General features: G+C 59.7%; 17 protein-coding genes. 7 read left to right on the forward strand and 10 right to left on the reverse strand.

All coding sequences use genetic code 11. The annotated features are described in order from the left end of the window. Positions 1-7 precede the first annotated feature (7 nt). Complete coding sequence (locus tag ACR0C9_RS11300) at positions 8-841, forward strand: aminoglycoside phosphotransferase family protein (RefSeq protein WP_480781043.1); 834 nt, start codon at positions 8-10, stop codon at positions 839-841. Here the strand turns inward: ACR0C9_RS11300 and ACR0C9_RS11305 are convergent. The 3 genes from ACR0C9_RS11305 to ACR0C9_RS11315 all read right to left on the reverse strand — a co-directional run bounded on the left by ACR0C9_RS11305 (position 835) and on the right by ACR0C9_RS11315 (position 5,869). Beyond that, positions 835-3,324, reverse strand: a complete 2,490-nt coding sequence (locus ACR0C9_RS11305) for a PBP1A family penicillin-binding protein (RefSeq protein WP_170449988.1) — start codon at positions 3,322-3,324, stop codon at positions 835-837. The genes ACR0C9_RS11300 and ACR0C9_RS11305 overlap by 7 nt on opposite strands. 94 nt (positions 3,325-3,418) lie before the next feature. Beyond that, the gene (locus tag ACR0C9_RS11310; RefSeq protein ID WP_170449986.1) at positions 3,419-4,639 is read right to left on the reverse strand and encodes an N-acetylmuramoyl-L-alanine amidase; all 1,221 of its coding nucleotides are present in this window, start codon (positions 4,637-4,639) and stop codon (positions 3,419-3,421) included. A 66-nt stretch (positions 4,640-4,705) separates the two neighbouring features. Further along, positions 4,706-5,869: a pyridoxal phosphate-dependent aminotransferase gene (locus ACR0C9_RS11315; RefSeq protein ID WP_480781044.1), complete on the reverse strand. Its 1,164-nt coding sequence runs from the start codon at positions 5,867-5,869 to the stop codon at positions 4,706-4,708. On the opposite strand from ACR0C9_RS11315, the gene ACR0C9_RS11320 reads away from it, so the two are divergent. From ACR0C9_RS11320 to ACR0C9_RS11335, 4 genes are read left to right on the forward strand one after another with little or no spacing between them, the layout of a single operon-like run. After that, positions 5,868-7,250 carry a M48 family metalloprotease gene (locus ACR0C9_RS11320; protein WP_170449982.1) on the forward strand — a complete coding sequence of 461 codons (1,383 nt, stop codon included), beginning with the start codon at positions 5,868-5,870 and terminating at the stop codon, positions 7,248-7,250. The genes ACR0C9_RS11315 and ACR0C9_RS11320 overlap by 2 nt on opposite strands. Next, on the forward strand, positions 7,247-8,005 hold the full coding sequence (locus tag ACR0C9_RS11325; protein ID WP_170449980.1) for a DsbA family protein: 759 nt from the start codon (positions 7,247-7,249) through the stop codon (positions 8,003-8,005). Before ACR0C9_RS11320 ends, ACR0C9_RS11325 begins: the two co-directional genes overlap by 4 nt. Positions 8,006-8,019: 14 nt before the next feature. Further along, the gene (locus tag ACR0C9_RS11330; RefSeq protein ID WP_480781045.1) at positions 8,020-8,391 is read left to right on the forward strand and encodes a hypothetical protein; all 372 of its coding nucleotides are present in this window, start codon (positions 8,020-8,022) and stop codon (positions 8,389-8,391) included. Next, entirely contained in the window at positions 8,378-8,710 is a 333-nt protein-coding gene (locus tag ACR0C9_RS11335; protein ID WP_480781046.1) for a Rieske (2Fe-2S) protein, read from the forward strand. Before ACR0C9_RS11330 ends, ACR0C9_RS11335 begins: the two co-directional genes overlap by 14 nt. A gap of 48 nt (positions 8,711-8,758) precedes the next feature. On the opposite strand, the gene ACR0C9_RS11340 is transcribed toward ACR0C9_RS11335, so the two are convergent. The 4 genes from ACR0C9_RS11340 to hemA form a co-directional block, all read right to left on the reverse strand. Next, entirely contained in the window at positions 8,759-9,604 is an 846-nt protein-coding gene (locus tag ACR0C9_RS11340; protein WP_480781047.1) for an SDR family NAD(P)-dependent oxidoreductase, read from the reverse strand. A gap of 28 nt (positions 9,605-9,632) precedes the next feature. After that, entirely contained in the window at positions 9,633-10,754 is a 1,122-nt protein-coding gene (gene ispG / locus ACR0C9_RS11345; protein ID WP_170449976.1) for a flavodoxin-dependent (E)-4-hydroxy-3-methylbut-2-enyl-diphosphate synthase, read from the reverse strand. 71 nt (positions 10,755-10,825) lie between these two features. After that, the gene (locus ACR0C9_RS11350; protein WP_480781048.1) at positions 10,826-12,034 is read right to left on the reverse strand and encodes a helix-turn-helix domain-containing protein; all 1,209 of its coding nucleotides are present in this window, start codon (positions 12,032-12,034) and stop codon (positions 10,826-10,828) included. A gap of 128 nt (positions 12,035-12,162) precedes the next feature. Continuing rightward, on the reverse strand, positions 12,163-13,386 hold the full coding sequence (hemA, locus tag ACR0C9_RS11355; protein WP_480781049.1) for a 5-aminolevulinate synthase: 1,224 nt from the start codon (positions 13,384-13,386) through the stop codon (positions 12,163-12,165). A gap of 333 nt (positions 13,387-13,719) precedes the next feature. Here hemA and ACR0C9_RS11360 point away from each other — a divergent pair, with 333 nt between their 5' ends. Further along, a complete protein-coding gene (locus ACR0C9_RS11360; RefSeq protein WP_170519293.1) occupies positions 13,720-15,105 on the forward strand; it encodes a dipeptidase in 1,386 nt (461 codons plus the stop codon). Between the two features lie 134 nt (positions 15,106-15,239). On the opposite strand, the gene lpdA is transcribed toward ACR0C9_RS11360, so the two are convergent. Next, a complete protein-coding gene (gene lpdA, locus ACR0C9_RS11365) occupies positions 15,240-16,634 on the reverse strand; it encodes a dihydrolipoyl dehydrogenase (protein WP_480781050.1) in 1,395 nt (464 codons plus the stop codon). A gap of 216 nt (positions 16,635-16,850) precedes the next feature. Between lpdA and ACR0C9_RS11370 the strand changes: the two genes are divergently transcribed. Beyond that, positions 16,851-17,285 carry a hypothetical protein gene (locus ACR0C9_RS11370; protein WP_480781051.1) on the forward strand — a complete coding sequence of 145 codons (435 nt, stop codon included), beginning with the start codon at positions 16,851-16,853 and terminating at the stop codon, positions 17,283-17,285. Here the strand turns inward: ACR0C9_RS11370 and ACR0C9_RS11375 are convergent. Both ACR0C9_RS11375 and ACR0C9_RS11380 read right to left on the reverse strand, forming a co-directional pair. After that, complete coding sequence (locus ACR0C9_RS11375; RefSeq protein ID WP_170449964.1) at positions 17,282-17,857, reverse strand: DUF924 family protein; 576 nt, start codon at positions 17,855-17,857, stop codon at positions 17,282-17,284. The two genes, ACR0C9_RS11370 and ACR0C9_RS11375, sit on opposite strands and share 4 nt — an antisense overlap. Positions 17,858-17,966: 109 nt before the next feature. Beyond that, positions 17,967-19,238 (reverse strand): MFS transporter, encoded by a 1,272-nt coding sequence (locus ACR0C9_RS11380; protein WP_170449962.1) that lies wholly within the window; start codon positions 19,236-19,238, stop codon positions 17,967-17,969. Between the last annotated feature and the right edge of the window lie 29 nt (positions 19,239-19,267).

Genomic DNA, 19,267 nt, shown 5'->3' on the forward strand with positions numbered 1-19,267 from the left:
GAGGTGAATGCAGGCCCCACCGCAAGAGATTCTGGATCACTGGCGATTGACGATGGTCAGGCCCGTCGCCGAAACCGGTGCCGCACGGGTGTGGAAGGTGCGCGATGCGAGCGGCGCGGATGTCGCGCTGAAACTCTATCTCCGCGCCGATCGGGGCAACGAAGCCTGTGGGGCCGATCTGTTGAGCGCGTGGCAAGACCGGGGTGCCGTTACAATCCTGCGAGAAACCGAAACGGCGATTTTGATGGAATGGCTCGAGGGCCCAACCCTCGGCGACATAGCCCGGCAAGGCGCGGTGATTGAGGCTCTGAACGCGCTGGCAGAAACTGCCACAAGGTTACACGCATCGCCACAACCAACACTGCAAGGGCTGCGCCCGCTTGCCGACGTCATGACACCCCTCTTTCAATACAGGTTCGCCCCGGGATGCCCAACGCCCCTGACGCAGGACATGACGCGCGCCATCGCTCTGGCCAAGCATCTGTTGGAAACCCAACCAACATCCCAGCCGCTGCATGGCGACCTGCACCCGGACAACGTCATCCTGACAGACAGCGGCCCACTTGTGTTTGATGCCAAAGGGTATCTGGGCGATCCCGCATTTGAACTGGCAAATGCAATCCGTCACCCGAAAGGAATGCCGGATTTGGTGCGCCAGTCAAAGCAGATCGAACGCTGCCTGACGCTCTATGCCGATGCTCTTGGTGTTTCGCGCGAACGGCTTGCCCAATGGGCGGCAGCCAAATGCGCCATGTCGATCTTCTGGAGGTCAAACGGCCTCGTCACAAGGGATGACGAGGCCGATCTTTTGCACTCATTTCTCAGGGCTGCGGATCAGTAAAGCCCGCCCGTCGTCACGTCGCCTTGCGTGGCCTTTGGCCCAACCGTGACCGTCTGACCGGTCGAGGTCTGCACCTGAACGCCTGCGCGCTGTACCTCTTCGAACAGCGGCAGGTCCGAGCCGATGGCAAAGCCACCGTCATAAATCCGGTCGATGAAGCCATCGACGCCATCCCGGAAATACTCGGCCACCACATAGTCGCCCGTTGCATCCGCAGGCAGGCGCGCACCGCTAAAGCGGTCGATCTTGATGAAATGACCACCTTCGGGCACTTCGAACGGGCCGCCACCATATTTCTCAACGGCCTTTTCCATGAAGCTCTGGAAGACCGGGCCGCACATGGTGCCGCCATAGGCCCCCCGGCCCATCGGGCGCGGACGGTCATAACCAATATAGCAACCGGCTACGATGTTCGAGGTGAAGCCAATGAACCAAGCGTCCTTCGACTCGTTGGTCGTTCCGGTTTTGCCCGCCGTTGGAACCGGCAGGTTCACATAGCGCGACGCAGTGCCACGATCCACAACGCCCTTCATCATCGAGGTCAGCTGATACGCGGTGATCGCATCCATGACCTGAGAGCGGTTGGTCTCGATGGTCGGCGACTCGTCTGGCTCCAGCCAGCTTGAGTTGCAATCCAGACATTGCCGGTCGTCATGGCGGTAGATCGTCTTGCCGAAGCGGTCCTGAATACGGTCGACCAGAGTGGGCTCGACCCGTTCACCGCCATTGGCGAACATCGCGTAGGCGGCGACCATTTTGTACAGCGTGGTTTCCTCGGACCCCAAGGAGTTGGCCAGAAACGCGCCCATCCGGTCATAGACCCCAAACCGTTCCGCATATCCGGCGACAACGGGCATCGTGACCTCTTGCGCCAGACGAATGGTCATCAGGTTCCGAGATTGCTCGATCCCCGTGCGCAGCGGCGTGGGACCATAGAATTTGTTCGACGAGTTCTTGGGCCGCCACAGGCCCTGCGGCGTGTTCACCTCGATCGGGGCATCCACAACGATGGTTGCCGGGCTGTAGCCACTGTCCAGCGCGGCAGCATAAACGAAGGGCTTAAAGGACGATCCCGGCTGACGCTGCGCCTGTGTGGCGCGGTTGAACACCGTATCCTGATACGAGAACCCGCCCTGCATCGCCAGAACACGGCCCGAGTTCACATCCATCGCGACAAAACCGCCCTGCACTTCGGGCACCTGACGGGCGGACCATTGGCCCTCTTCCCCGGCCATGACAAGGATCACGTCGCCGCGTTTGAAATTGTCGAAGAAGTTGCCCTGCATCCATTTGATGTCAGATCGCGGGATTGTGCCATCGGACGGGCCATCCTCGATCCCGACCGTCAACTGCTGTTCGGCCACGTCCATCACAACCGCCGGGTACCATTGGGTCGGCAGCACCACGTCGCGGGGGATTTCCATCAGCGCAAGCGCCTGACGCCACTGCGCCTCGTCCGCCAATTGTTCTTCTGGGATCACCTCGCCGGTTCCGCGCCATTTGCCGCGCGACAGGTCGTATTTCTGCAACGCTTCACGCAACGCGCGGGCGGCTTCGACCTGCATCTCTTCGTCAACCGAGGCGCGGACGGTGAAGCCGCCGGTAAAGAATTCACCCTCACCAAAATCCTCGCTTAGCTGACGGCGAATTTCATCGGTGAAATAATCACGCGGTGGCAAGGCGGTACGGAAGCTTTCGAAATCTCCGTTTTGAACCGAGCGCAGAGGCATTTCGACCTCGACCTCATAGGTCGCCTGATCGATATAGCCGTTCTGGTTCATCTCGCGCAGCACATAGTTGCGACGGGCCAGCAGGCGTTCCTTTTGGCGAACCGGATGGTAGTCAGACGGTGCCTTGGGCATGGCGGCCAGCATCGCGGCCTCATGCGGGGCCAGTTCCTGCAGGGTCTTGTTGAAATAAGTCTGCGCCGCAGCGGTCACGCCGTAGGAGTTCTGGCCCAGAAAGATCTCGTTCATGTAGAGTTCGAGGATCTGTTCCTTGTCCAACGTATCCTCGAGCCGGGTGGCGAGGATGATTTCCTTGATCTTGCGCTCGGCCCGACGGTCGCCAGACAGCAGGAAGTTCTTCATCACCTGCTGCGTGATGGTCGAGGCCCCGCGGACGGTCTCACCCTTGGTCCGAACCGCCTCAACCCCTGCCGCGATGATTCCGCGCGGGTCATAGCCCTGGTGGCTGTAAAAGTTCTTATCTTCCGCCGAAATAAAGGCCTGTTTCACCAGATCGGGAATTTCCTCGGACGGGGTGAACAAACGACGTTCCTGCGCGAACTCGTCGATCAACTGGCCTTCACCCGAGTAAATCCGGCTGATCGTCGGGGGCTTGTATTGGGCCAATGATTCATGGCTGGGCAGATCGCGGCCATACATCCAGAATACCGCGCCGATCACCAGCGCGGTCATGAAAATACCCAAAGTCACGAGGCTGAAGATCGCCCCGAAAATCGAAAGAATGAACCGGATCACGTTACTGCCTTTTTCTCGCGCTGCCGCCTATATAGGGACGCACCGCCCAAGGGTCAAAACCACAAGCGCATTCTAGCCGCTTTGCGCCCTCAGGTCACTGTCCAATCAGGGATCGTCTGATCACATCCTGCTGCCGCCAGTCTTCCAACCCCTGATAAATCCCCAGCGCCATCTGGGCGCGCCATTCGGGATTTTTGATGTTTTTCAGGTCTCTGGGGCTGGACAGAAATCCAAGCTCGACCAGAACCGAGGGGATGTCGGCTGCCTTGAGCACCGAGAAGGAGGCAGATCGCAAGGGTTTGCTGTTCATCGGCCCACCCTGCTGCGCCATGCCGTTCGCAACCGCCCGCGCCAGCGCATCCGTGCGCGGCTGGGTTTCCTGCCGCGCCAGATCTAGCAAAACGTCAGTGACTTGATCATCCGCCCCGCTCAGATCGACGCCGGACAGCAGATCCCCCCGATCATGCCGTTCGGCCAGTTTCAGACTGGCCATGTCCGAGGCCTCTTCCGACAGGGTATAGACCACCGCGCCATGGGCCTGCCCTTCGGACAGTGAATCCGCGTGCAGTGAGACAAACAGATCCACACCCGCCTGATGCGCCAGAGCGATGCGGCGTTCCAGCGACACGAAATGATCGCCGGTTCGCGTCAAATAAACCTCGTAACCGCCTGATCGCAAAAGCAGCTCGCGCAGTTCGCGGGCAAAGGTCAGCATCATGGTTTTCTCATCGATCCCGCCAACCTCGGCCCCCGGATCGATACCACCATGGCCCGGGTCCAGCATCACGCGCAGCGGTCGATCTGCATTTGGCGGGACCACTTTGGCGGTCACAGCCGGTTCCGGCAAATCCCAACCGGGATTGTGCGGCACGCCAGCCGAGGCATTGAAGGCGTCAAAATCGACCCCCTTCAGGTTCAGCGACAGCACCGCCGTCCCCGCATTTTGGTCGATTTTCATCTCGGCAGTGTCCACGGCCATCGGCGCACCCAGATCCAGCACCAAACGTGACCAACCGGGCACATAAGCCCCGAATTGCACGCCGCTGATCCGGTCCGATTGCAGGAAATCGTCACGGTTCAGGCCGCGCCAGTCGACTTCCTGAAAGTCCATGACCATGCGGTAGGGATCGCGCAGGGTAAAGATGCGGTACGGCACCCCCTGGCTAAGGCCCAGATCGACGCGGACACCCGTGCGCCCCGTATCCTCGATGCGGCTTTGATCTGGCTGAATACGCGCCAGCGCATTGAAATCCTGCGCAAACGCAGCACTGGCGAGCGCCCAGATCAGGGCGATGCAAAAGAAAATCCTGCTCATAGCCTCAAGTTTTCCCGAGATCGTTTGGCTGGCAGACTATACCACGCGGGGCCTTTTGTGAACGGGTCAGACCTGCTGGACCAGCGCGCCGCGTTCGGACATGAATCTGCGCAGCCGCGACAGGCCGTCTTCGATATCGGCAGTGGCCCGAGCATAGGAAAACCGCAGGGTCTTGTGACCGCGCGCGGGGTCGAAATCCAGCCCCGGGGTGACCGCGACGCCGGCCTTGTCCAGAATTTCCGCCGCCAAGGCGCGGCTGTCGTCGGTCAGGTCCGAGACGTCAGCATAGACATAAAACGCCCCGTCCGGCGGGGCGATATTGGTGAAACCGGCCTTGGGCAGCCCGTCCAGCATCAGCGCGCGGTTCTGGCGGTAGACGTCCAGATTGGCCTGCAACTCATCGTCACAATCCATTGCGGCCAGCGCGGCCACCTGACTGGCATGGGGCGCACAGATGAACATGTTCTGAGCGATCCGCTCGACCACCCTCACCTGATCTTCGGGAACCACCACCCAGCCGACCCGCCAGCCGGTCATCGAGAAATACTTGGAGAAGGAATTGATCACATAGCACTCATCCGTCAGTTCCAGCGCGGTGACGGCTTTGGCCTCATATTCCAGCCCGTGATAGATTTCGTCGCTGATGAATGAGGCGTCCTGTCCCTGCGCCGCGTCGATCAGCGCACCCATAGCCGCGTGATCCAGCATGGTGCCGGTTGGATTGGCCGGGGACGCGACCATGAGACCTTGCAGATCCAGCCCGGCAAAATCGCTGGGCACCGGTTGCAGCCGATTTTCGGGCGCAGTCGGCAGATCGACAGGGACCAAGCCAAGGGCCTTCAGGATCTGCCGATAAGACGGATAACCCGGCGCGCCAATGCCTACGCGGTCGCCACTGTCAAAGAGCGCGGTAAAAGCCAGCAGAAACCCGCCGGATGAGCCGGGCGTGATCACCACACGTTCGGGGTTCAGATCGACATTGTACCATTCGCCATACATCCGCGCGATCCGCTGCCGCAGCGCCGGCAGGCCCAAAGCCACCGTATAGCCCAGTGGCCCTTGCTGCATCGCCTCGGCCAAAGCTTCGGTCGCGCCTTTGGGGGCACCGGTTCCGGGCTGGCCGACCTCCATGTGGATGATGTGGCGTCCGGCCTCTTCCGCTTTGCGTGCGGCCTCCATCACATCCATCACAATAAACGGATCGACCCCGGACCGGGTTGAGTTTCTCATGCCCATCTCCCATGTTGCAGCCATGGCTTTTGAACGCGTATCCCGGCTGGCGTCAATCCCGGCCCTGATACTGGCGGCTGTCGTTTGGCTGACGGCCGCAGCGCAAAGCCATGCCCAAAGCCTGATCCGCGACCCCGATATCGAATACGGGCTGCGAGAGCTGGCCTTTCCGGTGCTGCGCGCCGCCGGTCTGAACACCAACCGGGTGCGAATTCTGGTGGTCAATGACAGTACCTTCAACGCCTTTGTCATCGACTACAACGCCATCTACCTGAATTACGGTCTGATTCTGGGTGTCGACAGCCCCGAAATGCTGCAGGCGGTGATCGCACACGAGGCCGCGCACATCGCCAACGGGCACCTCGCCCGTCGTGCCGAGAACCTGCGGGCGGCAAACCGCAATGCGGGCCTGGGCACCGCCTTGGCCCTGATCGCCGCCGTCGCTGGCGGTGGGGAAGCCGCAGCCGGGATTGCCGCTGGTGTACAGGGCTCGGCCTTGCGCAGTTTTCTGGGCCATACGCGGGCCGAAGAAGCCTCGGCCGACCGAAGCGCCGCCAGTTACCTGCGATGGGCCGGGATATCGCCCAGCGGCATGGTGACGCTGCATCGCAAATTCGCCGGCCAGGAATTGCTGAGCCTGACCAATCAGGACCCGTACATGCGGTCCCACCCCACCAGCCGCGAACGTCTGCGCGCAGCCGAAGCGTTTCTGGAAGAATTCGGTGACAAGGCCGAGCCCAACGCCAATGCCGACTACTGGTTTGCGCGGGTCAAGGGCAAGCTTTCGGCCTTTCTGCGCTCACCCACATGGACCTTGCGCCGCGCCAAAGAGGAAACCGACCGCGACATTCGCATGATGCGCGAGGCGTCGGCCCATCACCAAAACCGCAACCTTGCCCGCGCCCGCGCAGCCATTGACGAAGCGCTGGCCATTCGCCCGGACGATCCGTTCTACTACGAGCTCAAGGGTCAAATCCTGTTGGAAAACAGACAATTGTCCGAGGCTGTTCAAGCTTATGGGCAAGCGGTCGAGATGGCTCCGAATGATTCATTGATTCTAGCCGGATACGGGCGCGCATTGCTGGCGCAAGGCAAGACTAACGAGGCTTTGGGCGTGCTTGAAAAAGCGCGGGCGCGTGATTTTCGAAACGCCCGCCTGATGCGCGACCTGGGCCTCGCCTATTCGCAGGTTGGAAATAACGGGATGGCGGCGACCGTCACCGCGGAACGATATGCCCTGCAAGGACGGTTGGCCGATGCGGGGATCCACGCAAGGCGCGCCGTCGGGCAATTGCCCGAGGGCTCTCCGGGTTGGCAAAGGGCACAGGATGTGTTGATTGCCTCGGAACGCGCAAAGAAAGCAAAAAGGAACAGGAAATGATCCTCAGACATGCAGCACCCGCCCTTCTGGGGCTTTCCCTGATCACAGGCCCGGCACAGGCGCTGGACCTGAACGCCATGACCGAGACCGAGCGCGCCGAATTTGGCGCCCAGGTCCGTGAGTACCTTCTGGAAAACCCCGAGGTCATTCTGGAAGCGATCAACATTCTGGAACAGCGCAACGCCGCCGCCGAAGCTGCCGCGGACAAGGAACTGGTCGCGGCCAACTCGGATGAGTTGTTCAATGACGGTTTCAGCTGGGTCGGCGGCAACCCGGACGGAGATATCACTCTGGTCGAGTTCATGGACTATCGCTGCGGCTATTGCCGTCGCGCGGTGCCCGAAGTGGCGCAGTTGCTGGAAGCCGATGGCAACATCCGGCTGGTGATCAAAGAGTTCCCGATCCTTGGCGACGCCTCGGTCCTGTCCTCGCGCTTTGCCGTGGCCACCAAACATGTGGCCGGCGCTGATGCGTATAAACAGGTCCACGACGCCCTGCTTGAATTCAGCGGCGAGCCGTCCGAAGTGACCCTGCGCCGTATCTCGGACGGTCTGGGGCTGGACAGCGACGCGATCATCGCCGCAATGAATAGCGATCAGGTCACCGAAGAAATCCAGCACACCCGCGCCCTGGCGCAGCGGATGCAAATCTCGGGCACGCCTTCGTTTGTTCTGGGCACTGAGATGCTGCGCGGCTTCCTGCCCGCCGATCAGATGCAACAGATTGCGGATGGGGTTCGCGCGGATCGGGGGTAAGGCTTTGGGGCGGATTGACCGCCCCACCTAAAACCGCAGTTCACTCCGCGTCGAAAATCAACGCATTCGCGATACCGGGCGAAGTGCAGGCATCAGCCGTTTCTCAACCGATTCAGATTACGTATTTCATGCAGTCTAAAGGCAATTTCCTTTACCACCTGACCGCAGGATGGGCTGCGCTGATAGTCACAGTTGGGCTGTATTACCTGTTTTCCAGCGCCGAACCAACTGCGGACGTTGAAGCCCGCTATCAGGCGAGAATGCAAACCGTACCTATTGAAAGTTGGGAACCTGGCGACGTTAGAACCCTAGTTTTTTGGCCGCAAGCCCGTCGTTATATGGCGCCGCGACCAAGCGGAGATGGCAACGGCAATGTCGCAAGCTGACCCGAGCATTCCCCAGGAAGACTGGGCTGAAGCATTGAATGATGGATCGCTCGCAACGCTCCTTGGGCCCGAGGAATTTGCACGCATCGAATGGCTCATCGTCAGCCCTATCAATACCGGAGGTTTTGGGTGCATCGTCCTGACCAAGGCTGGTGATTACGACGGGTTCTTCGATCCATGCCAAGGCGCTCATTTCGATTTGTGGGGTCGCCCTCAAAGGGGTCCAACTGACAAAAATTTGAAGGTACACCCGATTTATTTTGCCGAAGGCGGGCAATCTCTCGTTCGTGATCTGTCAACGCTGCCATCGTCAAACTAACCGGGCCAACGCGGTTTATCCCAAGTTACGCCGATTCTGCGGAAGGTTCTACTTTCCGGTCTTTTCGAACTCGGCGAATTTCTCCGCATAATCCGGGTGCCAGCGTGACAAAGCCGGGCGGTTTTCGGTCAGGTCGACCGTATTCCACTGGATCCGGCGGTTGTCGCGGGTGCTGTCCCCGTCATTGTCCGGGCAAAGAATGTAGAACGCACCTTCTGACATGCGGCTTATGAAATGATCCACCGTCTGCTCGCTGGTCCAGGCGGCATCGGGTTTTTCCGGAAGGAACGCGGCGATCATGCCGGTATATGTAAAACCGGGAACGAACAGATGCACCGAGATCGGGGCCTCGGCCTGCCGCAATTCATGCGCCAATTGTTCGCTGAGAACGCGCACAGCCGCCTTGCTGACATTGTAGCCCGGATTGCCGGGCGGCGTGGTAATACCCTGCTTCGAGCCGGTATTGATCACTACGGCGGGGCGACCGGCCTCGATCATGCGCGGAACAAAGGCCTGTACCCCGCGCAGAACACCCAGAAAGTTAACCTCAAGCAGTTTCAGCCAGTTTTCCATCCCGGACCATGCCTTGGTCGGCAGGCTGATACCGGCATTGTTCATCAATACGGCGACCGGCCCTGTGGCAAAAGCTTTGTCGGCCAGCGCATCGATGTCTTCCTGCTTGGTGACATCAGTCGGAACAGCGAACACCTGGGCTCTGTCCGCAACATGGCCACGAACCTCGGCCACGGCCTCATTCAGCCGCTCACCGGGCAGATCGGCCAGAATGACGCTTAGACCTGCCTGTGCGAACCGGATGGCCGATACGCGGCCCACACCGCTGGCCGCCCCTGTGACGACGGCCACGCCGCCCTGTTCAATTGCCTTGAGATACATGCCAATCCTCCCTTTGTGGGACAGAAGGCTACTCCGCCGCCTCTGCCGCTGCATCCAGCTCGGCGGCTTTCTTCTCGACCTCTTCCACGATGTGATCGATCATCTGATCGTTCGACATCTTGTGGCTGGCCTTGCCCGCCAGATAGACCATGCCGGAGCCCGCCCCGCCGCCGGTAAAGCCCACATCGGTCATCAGCGCCTCACCCGGACCATTTACGACGCAGCCGATGATCGACAAGGACATCGGTGTTTTAATGTGTTCCAGACGATGCTCCAGCGCCTCGACCGTCTTGATCACGTCAAACCCCTGCCGCGCGCAGGACGGGCATGAGATAATGTTGACCCCGCGATGGCGCAGGCCCAGCGATTTGAGGATTTCAAAGCCGACCTTGACCTCTTCCACCGGATCCGCGGACAGGCTGACGCGGATCGTGTCGCCAATGCCCATCCATAGCAGATTGCCCAGACCGATGGCGGATTTGATGGTGCCGCTGACCAGCCCACCGGCCTCGGTGATACCCAGATGGATCGGCGCATCCGTGGCCTCGGCAATGCCCTGATAGGCGGCTGCCGACAGGAACACGTCGCTGGCCTTCACGCTGATCTTGAACTCGTGGAAGTCGTTGTCTTGCAGGATGCGGATATGCTCTAACCCGCTTTCGACCATCGCCTCGGGGCACGGCTCGCCATATTTCTCAAGCAGATGCTTTTCCAAGGACCCCGCGTTCACCCCAATGCGGATCGAGCAATTGTGGTCGCGGGCGGCTTTGATCACCTCTTTGACGCGCTTTTCATCCCCGATATTGCCCGGATTGATCCGCAGACAGGCGGCACCCGCCTCGGCGGCTTCGATGCCTCGGCGGTAGTGAAAATGAATGTCGGCCACAATCGGCACCGGGCTTTCGCGCACGATCTCTTTCAGAGCTTTCGCGGATGCCTCATCCGGGACCGACACGCGAACGATATCCGCACCAGCCTCGGCCGCCGCCTGCACCTGCGCAACCGTAGCAGCCACATCCGTGGTCAGGGTGTTGGTCATGGTCTGCACGGCGATGGGCGCATCACCACCAACCGGCACATTGCCGACCATGATCTGACGGGATTTGCGGCGATAAATGTCGCGCCAAGGGCGTACATGATTAAGAGACATGAGAACCTGTCCGCGTCTAGCTGGGTTGCGACATTAGATAGTCCGCGAACCGGGGTACCGCAATGGCTAGATCACTCGGACGGTTGTTCCGCGACTTCGGTCTGCAGCTCGGCCACGAATTGTTTCAGGGCGCTGTTCTGCTCGGCCTCAAGATCGGCTTCGGCATAAACCTCGGACACCGCATCCTTGGACAGGACAACGCCTTTCGCCACGGTGCCCGGTGCACCGGCAGGTCCGTAATGCTTGCCGTTCATCGAGAAATAGACCGAACCCGAAGCGCCAGCGCGCAGCTGCGGCGGTTCTTCGGTCAGCGGCACTTCGAACACATTGCCCTGTTCGACCGTGCCCAGAGTACCTTCGAAGATCACGCTGCCATCGGCGGCCGTGACGCGCATCCAGGCCGGATCAACGGCCACGATCTTCAGCGTGGTGTCGATCTGTTCGACAACCTGCGGCAAGGCCGGGCGTTCAACGGTATGGATGTCGGCCACTACAACCTCGGGCAGTTCAGGCGAGCGGAACGTACCCACATCACGCGGATCGAGCGTTGAGATCGGTGCATCGCGCGCCACCAGAACCGGCACATCCAAGGCCTGCGGGCGGTACAGACGATCCAGCGCCTCGACATTGGGTGCTTGTGCTGTTTCGACCTCAGGCGCGGTACGGCGGGCGGCATCCAGCGGGTCAAGATCCGACAGCACGACGGGGGCCTGTTCAACCGGGCTGACCTGCACCTGCTGGATCCGGTTCAGAACGGACCAGCCGCCATAGCCGATACCACCGATCAGCGCCAACAGCACCAGCGACGATCCGATGGCGCGGGGCTCGATCTGACTGACCAGTGATTCCTTGCCCGGAATGTAGGGCGTGTTGGGCGAAATGAAGGGGTCACGCCCCATCGGTCCGCGCGCGGGCAAATCGCCCGAGGGTTTGCGCACCACCGACGCCTGAGCGGACATCCCATGTGCCACCTCGAACCCGCTTTCTGCGCAGAAGGTGGCGAAGGTTTCGTCGGGGTCCATACCCAGATAACGGGCATAGGAACGCACATACCCGGCGATGAAGCCGGGTGTGTCAAATGCGTCGGGGTCGGCGTTTTCAATGGCAGCGATGTAGTTGGCTTTGATCCGAAGCTCGCGCTGAACGTCCAGAAGCGATTTGCCCATGGTGGCACGCTCGCCGCGCATTCGATCACCAAGCCGAACCTCGTAATCGTCAAACCCTTTGGGTCTGACGTCTACACCTTCCTCGGCTTCGCGCTGTGATCTGCGCCCAATCATCCTGCTGCCCCATTCTGCCTGTCACGCGTTTCGCGCTAACGGCGAATCGCCCCCATAACGATTCGTCCGTCACTTTTGTTAGCGTAAGCTTAACACGTGGCAAATAAGTTGCACACTTTGGCGTGAGGTTATCCGGCAAGTTCGGCGCGATTTAGCGCACAATGTGACCAAAGTTCGTCCATGGCCTGCACCAGACGGTTCAATTCGCCCGGTCCATGCACCGGAGACGGGGTAAACCGCAAACGCTCGGTCCCGCGCGGGACGGTCGGGAAATTGATCGGTTGCACATAGATGCCATAATCCTCAAGCAACCGGTCGCTGAGGATTTTGGCGTGCACAGGGTCCCCGACGATGACCGGGACGATATGGCTGCCGTGGTCGATCAGCGGCAGGCCCAGCCCTTTCAGGCGCAGCTTCAGGATACTGGCCTGAGTTTGGTGCTGTTCGCGCAGCTCAGGGGCCGTTTTCAGATGCGCCACCGAGGCAGCCGCCCCTGCCGCAACCGCAGGCGGCAAAGACGTGGTAAAGATGAAGCCCGGCGCGTAAGAGCGCACGGCGTCACACATCTTCTCGCTGGCCGCAATATAGCCGCCCATGACACCATAGGCTTTGGCCAGCGTGCCATTGATAATGTCGATACGATGGGCCAGACGATCACGCTCGGTCACGCCACCGCCGCGCGGGCCGTACATGCCAACTGCGTGGACCTCGTCGATATAAGTCAGGGCGCCGAATTCATCGGCCAGGTCGCAGATCTCTTCAATCGGGCCGAAATCGCCGTCCATGGAATAGACCGACTCAAAAGCGATCAGCTTGGGCGCATTGGGATCATCCGCTTCCAGCAGTTCGCGCAGATGGGCGACGTCATTGTGGCGGAAGATGCGCTTGGCCCCGCCATTGCGGCGCACGCCTTCGATCATCGAGGCATGGTTCAGCGCATCGGAATAGATAATCAAACCGGGGAACAGTTTGGGCAGAGTGGAAAGCGTCGCGTCGTTAGCGATGTATGCGCTGGTGAACAGCAGGGCCGATTCCTTGCCGTGCAGATCGGCAAGTTCGGCCTCAAGCCGTTTGTGATAGACCGTGGTTCCCGAGATATTGCGCGTCCCGCCCGAGCCTGCACCAGCCGCATCCACAGCCTCATGCATCGCCTCCAGAACAACCGGGTGCTGACCCATGCCCAGATAGTCATTGCCGCACCACACAGTGATGTTCTGCGTTGACCCATCAGGACGAGTGCGAACCGCATGCGGGAAATGCCCGTTCCGACGTTCGATATCGATAAAGGTCCGGTAACGTCCTTCGTCATGCAGCCTGGCAATCGCTGTATCGAGCTGAGCAGTATAGTCCACCGGACCCTCCTAATTCACCCAAGGTGATACACCCACCCTAAGCGCGTATTCCACCACCTGTCACAGCCTAAAGCGTTCCGGCGGTTTTTCGTTCCCTCGTGCTACCTGACTACAGGCGAACGGAAGAACCTAACTTTGACCTGCATCAAATATAAACTTCATTCGGGTCGAGCAAGTATAGTTACGCCCCCCAGACGCGAGGAAACGACGCAGGCCCCGTGTCTTAGCCCGCCCGGTTTCCAATGATAGCACAAATTCCACCTCAACGCCTCTGGACGGCAGCGGCTACGCTGGTAGGTTCGCCACAATCCAAAATCACGCAGGAGCCCTGTTATGTCGCTAGACGCCGTGCTGAGCCGGATCGATTCCGATCTGCAAACTTCGATCGACCGGTTGATGGAGCTGTTGCGCATCCCGTCCATCTCGACCGACCCCGCCTTCAAAGAGCAAGTGGATCAGGCCGCCGACTGGCTTGTGGCCGATCTGCAAAGCATCGGTATCAAGGCCGAAAAACGCGAAACCCCGGGGCATCCCATGGTTGTCGGACATGTGGGCGAGGATTTGGACGGTCCGCATGTGCTGTTCTACGGCCACTACGATGTGCAACCGGTTGATCCCCTGAACCTGTGGAACCGCGATCCTTTCGATCCGGCCATCGAAGACACCGAACACGGCCCGGTCATTCGGGGACGAGGGTCGTCGGATGACAAAGGTCAGTTGATGACCTTTGTCGAAGCCTGCCGCGCCTGGAAAGCCGTGCACGGCACCCTGCCCTGCCGCATCACCTTCTTTTTCGAAGGCGAGGAAGAATCGGGTTCGCCCTCGCTGGTGCCCTTTCTTGAGGCCAACAAAGAAGAATTGCAGGCCGATCTGGCATTGGTTTGTGACACCTCGATGGTGTCACGCGGCGTGCCCTCGATTTCATCGCAACTGCGCGGGATGCTGAAGGACGAATTCACCATCATCGGCCCACGCATCGACCTGCATTCCGGCCATTACGGCGGCCCGGGGCTGAACCCCCTGCGCGAATTGTCCAAGATCATCGCCTCGTTTTACGACGATGAAACCGGACGCGTCGCGGTCGAGGGGTTCTACGAAGGCGTGCACGAGGTTCCTGCCGAGCAGCTGCGCCAGTGGGAAAACTGCGGCTTTGACGAAGCCGACTATCTGAACTCGGTAGGCTACAGCCAGCCCCATGGGGAAAAAGGCTACTCGACCCTCGAACAGCAATGGGCGCGCCCGACGCTTGAGGTCAACGGCCTTTGGGGCGGGTACAACGGCGCAGGGTCCAAAACGGTGATCCCGTCCGAGGCGCATTGCAAGATCACCTGCCGCCTTGTTGGCGACATGGACCCGGACGCCCTGCGCAAGAAAATCCGCAAACATGTCGCAGACCGCCTGTCGCCGGACGCCAAAGTCACGTGGGACAATGACCTTGAAGGCTCACCCGCCTCGGTCATGAACCTGGACCGCCCTGAATTTGAAGCCGCGCGCGGTGCGCTGTCTGATGAATGGGACCGCGAGGCCGTCTTTACCGGAATGGGCGGATCGATTCCGGTTGTCGGTTACTTCAATACCGTGCTCGGGTTGGATTCGATGCTGGTCGGCTATGCAAATGACGACGACGCCATTCACTCACCCAACGAGAAATACGACGTCAAAAGCTTCCACAAAGGTATCCGCTCCTGGGCCCGCATTCTGGACGCTTTGAATAAGTAAGAGTCTTTTGCGAGGCTCTGCCTCGCGCTCCGAGGTATTTGGGAACAGAAGAAGTACGGATCCCCTGCTTCTTCTGTTTGAAAATACCTCGGGGGAGTCGCGGCTTGCCGCGGCGGGGGCAGAGCCCCCTTTTCTCACATATGGATCACACGCCCGTAGGCATCCAGCACGGCTTCGTGCATCATCTCGGACAGCGTTGGGTGCGGGAAGACGGTGTTCATCAGATCTTCTTCGGTTGTTTCCAACTGTCGACCAACCACGTAACCCTGGATCAGTTCGGTTACTTCCGCGCCGATCATGTGGGCACCCAGAAGTTCTCCGGTCTTGGCGTCGAATACGGTTTTGATCAGGCCCTCGGGCTCTCCCAACGCGATGGCCTTGCCGTTGCCGATGAAGGGGAAGCGGCCGACTTTGATGTCATAGCCCAGTTCTTTGGCCTTGGCTTCGCTGTAGCCGACCGAAGCAACCTGCGGCTGGCAATAGGTGCAGCCTGCGATGCTTTCGGGTTTGACCGGATGTGCGTGTTTGCCCGCGATAAGGTCCGCGACCATGACGCCCTCGTGGCTGGCCTTATGGGCCAGCCAAGGCGCGCCAGCGATGTCGCCGATGGCATAGAGACCCTCGCCCCCCGTGCGGCAATATTCATCTGTGACCACATGGGTGCGGTCGATTTTAACGCCCAGAGCCTCTAGCCCCAGGTTCTCGACATTGCCCACGATACCAACGGCAGAGATCACGGTGTCGAAATCGTGTTTCTCGACCTTACCCTTGACCTCGATATGCGCTGTGACCTTGCCCTTGGCGCGATCCAGCTGCTTGACCATCGCTTTTTCCAAGATGGTCATGCCTTGCTTGGTGAAGGCTTTCTTGGCGAAGGCGCTGATTTCGGCGTCCTCGACGGGCAGGACCCGGTCCATTACCTCGACCACGGTCGTGTCTGCGCCAAGCGTATTGTAGAAGCTGGCGAACTCGATGCCGATGGCGCCCGACCCGATGACCAGCAGTTTCTTCGGCATACGGGGCGGTTGCAGCGCGTGTTTGTAGGTCCAGACCAGGTCGCCGTCAGCCTCGAGCCCCGGCAGTTCCCGCGCCCGAGCGCCGGTGGCCAGCACGATGTTTTTGGCCGTCAGCTCTTCGGTGCCTTTGTCCGTCTTGACGGTCACTTTGCCCTTGGCGGGGATCGTGGCTTCACCCATGATCACGGACACTTTGTTTTTCTTCAGCAGGTGCCCGATGCCGCCGGAAAGCTGCCCCGCAACACCGCGCGACCGTTTGACCACCGCATCCAGATCGTAGCCGATCTTGTCCGCTTTCAAGCCGAAATCCTTGGCCCGTTCCATCAGATGAAACACTTCGGACGAGCGCAGCAGCGCCTTGGTGGGGATACAACCCCAGTTCAGGCAGATACCGCCCAGATGCTCACGCTCGACCACAACGGTTTTCAGCCCCAGCTGCGCCGCGCGGATGGCAGCAACATAGCCTCCGGGGCCTGCCCCGATTACGATCAGATCAAAAGATTGTGCTGCCATGTGTCCCTCTCGGCGCAGGTCGGATGAAATTTAGTTTACCATTAAACTATTTTTCAGAACGCATCAACACACCCGACCCGCGACAAAAGCGACGCAGGGTAAACAGTGGCAGAATTGCGCTGTTTTCAGCCTATACCCGCGCCATCCCAAAGGCTAGAAAAGAACAGCCGACAGTGGCGCCGCTTTCCTAATCACAAGTCATTCGAAAGGCTTACCATGGCCAAAACTCTGAAAGATCTATTTCTTGCCCTGCTCAACGCAACATTGATTCTGGTGGCGCTGTGCCTGTTTCTGGGATGGAAGCTGGCCTCGAGCGTCGAGAATGTCACAACCGATTTCGCCCAAACACTGCAGGTTGTGACGCCTCTGCGGGACGAAGCACAAGGTATCCGGGGGGAACTGGCGGCTTTGCGCAGCGAGCTTGCGGCCCTGCCGACCGATGGCAGCGTTATCGACACCGCCACGTCGCGCCGGATTAAGTCGGCGCTGAACCGGCTGAACGCGATCGAGGACAAGCTGCAAACAACTCAGGCCCGGTTCTCTGACCTGGCAGAGCAACCGGACCTGTTGATCGAAAAAGCCATTCAGACCTCGGGCGACGTTGTCGCCGACCGAGTCCTTGCCATCAGGGGATGCGTCCCCGAGACTTAACTCGCCGCCTGAAGCTCGCGCACTGTTGTGCCGTAGCCGCCCATGTTGACATATGCTGTCTCATGTTCGGTCGAGTGGCGCGACAGTGCCTCGTTCCGATAGGGGAACCGGCCGAATTTGCGGATCACCTCACGATGGGCCCGAGCATGTAACAGATTGCCCGGGTTGCTGCTGAGGTTCTGGCACATCAGGCGCACACAGCGTTCCTGATCGCACAGGTTTTCCGAATGCATCATGGGCAGATAAAAGAACTGCCGGGCCGGTTCATCGATCCTCATATCCCAACCCTTGTCCACCGCACATTTGGCGGCGGTAAGCGCCGCCTTGTCCGTTGCAAAGGCTTTTGCGCTGCCTCGGAACATGTTGCGTGGAAACTGGTCGGTCAGGATGATGTAGGCCAACACCCCGCTGGGATAGGTCAGCCAAAGAGAGAATGTCCCTTCGGTTGCGGCCTCCCATGTTGTCTGGAAACGGTCCCGGATTTCCGCGTCCAACGCGTCATCCTGTAGATACCAACCTTTGGGACCAACTTCATCTAACCAATAACTCAATACGTCTTCAGGCCCTACCATTGCCCTAAACTCCAACTTGTGCCCTCCCCAGGGACGTAACGTCATTTAAGGCTGTTTTACAGAATTGTAACAGTAAAATATTGCAACATTAGCGACATATTTACGTGTCTTAAGCGACTTCCTGCGTATCCTGTTCAGCTTCGGCGGCCTCGATGGCCACCTCTTGTGCCACTTCAAGCGCAACCGGCGACGCGGTGGGATAAAGCGGGGACATGGTGCCGGTTTCGTCGACAGGCACAGTCGGGCGCTGCGTCGTCCGGTAGAGCGCATAGACTGCGGTCATGAACAACAGGGCGGCGATAAACAGGAAGAAGCCCTGCGGCCCGAAAATGGCATCACCCATCAGCCAGCCGGTGATCAGCGGACCTGCAATTGCGCCCAGACCGTTGATGAAGATCAGCCCGCCCGAGGCCGCCGCCATGTCCTCATGCTCCAGAAAGTCGTTGGCGTGGGCAATCAGCAGCGAATAGAGCGGGTTGGACATGCCGCCGATCAGGAAGGCAGCGCCCAGCAGAACCGGGAATGCCAGACCAAAGATCATTCCAACCACAGCACCGATGCCGCCGCCAGCCGAAACAAGCATGATCAGAACGCGGCGATCCATCCGGTCCGAGAACCAGCCCAGCGGATATTGCAGAACCACTGCCCCAATATAGAACGCGGCCACGAAGGATGAGATTTCGACCAATGTCAGCCCGGCGCGTGCGCCATAGACTGGTGCCATCCCGAACTGGGCCGAGAATACGCCGCCCAGCAGGAACATGCCGACGCAGCCCAGGGGCGATTTCCCCATCAACTCGCGCAGGGTCATGGGTTTGGTGGTGTCGAAGGCCGGTGTGGGGGAAATTGACAGCAGAATGGGCGCAAACGAGACCGAAACCAGGATCGAGGCGATGACGAATGTTTCATAGCCCGCCGGATCGCCCAGCAAAACAAGCCCTTGCGCGCTGATGATCCCGGTCATCTGGACGATCATATACAGCGACAGGGCCTGACCACGGTTTTCATTGCTGGCTGCGTTGTTCAGCCAGCTTTCAGCAGTGACATACACACCCGAGAAACAGAACCCGATCACGACGCGGCCCAGAACCCATGCAATCGGGTCGGTCAGCATCGGATACATGATCATCACGGCCGAGATGAATGAGGCCAGCGCGGCAAAAACTCGGACATGCCCGACCCTGCGGATCATCTCGGGCGTCAGGCGCGATCCGCCCAGGAACCCAAGGAAATACGCCGACATCACAAAGGACATCTGAAGTGTCGAGAACCCTTCGATCTCGCCACGAACGCCCAGGATGGTGCCCTGCAGGCCGTTTCCGATCATCAAAAGACCCATTCCGAGCAACAGCGCCCACGCGCTGGACAGGACCTGAAACATTGGGGCCTCCGATGAAATGCCGTTCTTAA

This window comes from Ruegeria sp. C12, from assembly GCF_056537745.1.